1 protein-coding gene is annotated in these 2662 nt (G+C 50.8%); it reads right to left on the bottom strand.

Annotation, left to right across the window (positions count from 1 at the left end; genetic code table 11):
- A partial coding sequence (gene traI / locus ACED25_RS23170; RefSeq protein WP_371696239.1) for a conjugative transfer relaxase/helicase TraI occupies positions 1–2662 on the bottom strand: 2662 nt, incomplete at both ends.

Here is a 2662-nt window from a genome sequence, read left to right as displayed (position 1 = left end):
AAACCGACACGGATGTGTTCGGTGATGGTGTCTCGCTCCTGGTTGGTGTACGCGATAATCAGTGTGTTGTCTCGCGTTTCGGGGGTGCGCTCTAAATAGTCTTTGGCGACCATGTAGGGCAGCTTCTCTGTGGCGGTGAGCTGCGCTCTGCGTCGGTCTTTGTCGTTTTCATCCAACGTGGAAATGACATGTTGACTGTTGCTTTGAGTATCAGGGGCTTGCTGCTGGAGTTTATCTAGGGCGCTGAGTGGCTGTTTATCAATGGTGTTTTGCTGTGCATTGTGCAGGGTGTCATTTTGTGGACGTACCATATCGGTCATGTAAGCGGTATCGATGCGGCCTTGGCTTATGGCCAGCTCAAAGGGTTTACCGGCACTGAGTGATAAAAGCTGCTCTTTATCGCCCAATTTGGCTGTTTTGGACTGACTGTCATTGACCAGCTTTGTGAACTCATCGGCTTGCTTGTTGCTGACCATGGAGCTTTCATCGAGAAAGAACAAGGTGTGTTGATAGTCACTGGCTTCTCGATTGCCTTGTCGGATGTCAGAGAGCAAGCTTTCCAGGGTTTGCGCTTTCACGCCTTTGCTTTCGAGCTCTGCTACCGCTGCGTGAGTGGGCGCAAGACCGATGACGCTTTGCTCTGGCTGCTGGCTGGCTTCTTTGACTAACTGGATAAGTTCAATATTGGATTCAAGCATGGTGGACTTACCTGTACCGGCTAACCCTTGGATGGCCACAAAGCTGTCCTTGGTGGTTGAGATAAGGGTGATGGCGTCCTTTTGCCCTTGGGTTAAGCGAGGCTTGGTATCGAAAAAGTCTTGCACCTGCTTAGGCGTTGCAAAAGGTTGATGTTGGCCTTTACCATCATCGATGTTTTGTAAGATGCGCTTTTCAGTCTCCAGCGCGGCTTGCGTCGTCCAGCGTGTGCCGTCACTGTACTCTGCAGAGAGGGTGTTGCTGCGTTTATTCAGCTCTGTTTCAACCTGCTCTTTGGTAATAGAGCCTCCGGCTTCTTCAAAGGCGTAACGCACCGCTTCCACTACTAAGGCTTTTTGGCTAAAAGCCGCTTCTCGCTCTGAGAGGTGGTTCAGGGCAAAGCTGACCGCTTTTTCGATGAGTGGGGCGTTTTGCGCTTTGGCTAGTGCTGACAGTGCCTGACTGACATCCTGCTTTAGCAAATCTTGGGTGGCGTCGTTTAGGTAGCGGTCGTTGACGTTTTGCGTCTGCAGTACACGCTCAATGGCTGACGGGGAGACCTGCTCTTTTTCAAGTGCGCTTTGGGCTTTGTCTGGTTTGTCGGTGAAGATATCAAGGCGCTCTATTTTTTCAGTCAGGTCGCTTATCAGGGGCTTAGATAGGGTAAATGCTTTGCCTGACAGTAAAGTATGGGCTTTTGGCTCAATATGGTGGGCGCTATGAACGTAGTCGTATTGCAGCGGCGCGTCTTTTAGGCTCTCTAAGTTGACGCGCTGCGTTTCCCCTTTGCTCTCAAGCGTGAGGCTTTCTTTGTCAATGTGAGTGACAAGGTAGCTTTGGTTCGCGTCCAAGCCAGCAGGGAAGTGTTTGCCTAGCGTTTGAAGGCGTTCGCCTTGGGCGATATTGAGACTTTGCGGTTTATTGATTTGCATCTTCATGTGCTTAAAGGCGCGACTGGACGGGTCAAAGGTGTGTGATTGTCCATCGCGTTTGCTGAGTGCGGTCATGGTGTTGCTCTCTTTGTCGATACTGGCGATGACAAAACTCTGAGGTTTGTTTTTCTCCCAATGGGTGAGTGTCATGCCTGGTTTGTAGTGTTGAACGAGGGGTTGTTGCGCTTTAGAGAGGTGGTGAGGGGTTTGAGTGAATAGGGTGGTTTCGTGTCTGGCGAGGGCGCCGGTATTTTTGAGCTGGCCCCGTATCGCTTCGGTTAACCGCCGCTGCTCGACGCTGGAAGTGGCAATCACTTGCGTGTTGGCTTTATCGGGGAGGTCGGCGTACACCCGCGCTATCCTATCGGTATCATTGTCATGCAGTTTTACGTTGGTGTTGCTGGCTCGCTTGCCAACCCAAGAATGACTCTCCACATTGCCTTTTTGATACAGCGAGATAGCGTTATTGGCTTTAAATCCCTGACGGCTTGATACGCGGTTAAGCATCACCACTTTACTGCTCGATTGTTTGGCTTTATCGGTGAGGGCCAACAATTCATTGGCGCTCATCTTATTGGCGTCATCGATGAGCAAGACATCTTTATTGGTCAGCGGCGTATCGCTTTGCAATAAGCTGTGGGTGGTGTGGCGCTGCTCTTCTGAAAAGAGCTGACCAACCCAAGCGCTGAGTGTTTGACTTTTGCGCTGTACGCTCTCCATGCTATCAGCCTTGGCTTTCACGCTTTGGGAGACCAATTGGACACGTTTACCGCTGTGATTACCTACATTGAGTAGTTGCTGCGCAATATCTTGTGATGAGCCATGCACATTGACCACGTGGAACTGTTTGGTGGAGTGGTACAGGTCGGTCAGTATACGCTGCTGGTTTTCAGAGATAGCGAGCTTGTTGAGCGTGCTGGATTCAACGTGGGTGCGCATGTGATGCGCACGACCTTGGGTGCTGTCGATAAGCGCTTGTTCGTTATCAATTAAGCCTTTGGTGGTGTATTGCCCTTTGTGACTGAGTCCTATCA

The sequence above is a fragment of the Vibrio sp. 1F263 genome (assembly GCF_041439035.1).
Classification (GTDB): domain Bacteria; phylum Pseudomonadota; class Gammaproteobacteria; order Enterobacterales; family Vibrionaceae; genus Vibrio; species Vibrio tasmaniensis_A.
The sequence above is the reverse complement of the archived record's forward strand: the minus strand, read 5'-3'. Positions and strand labels throughout refer to the sequence as shown.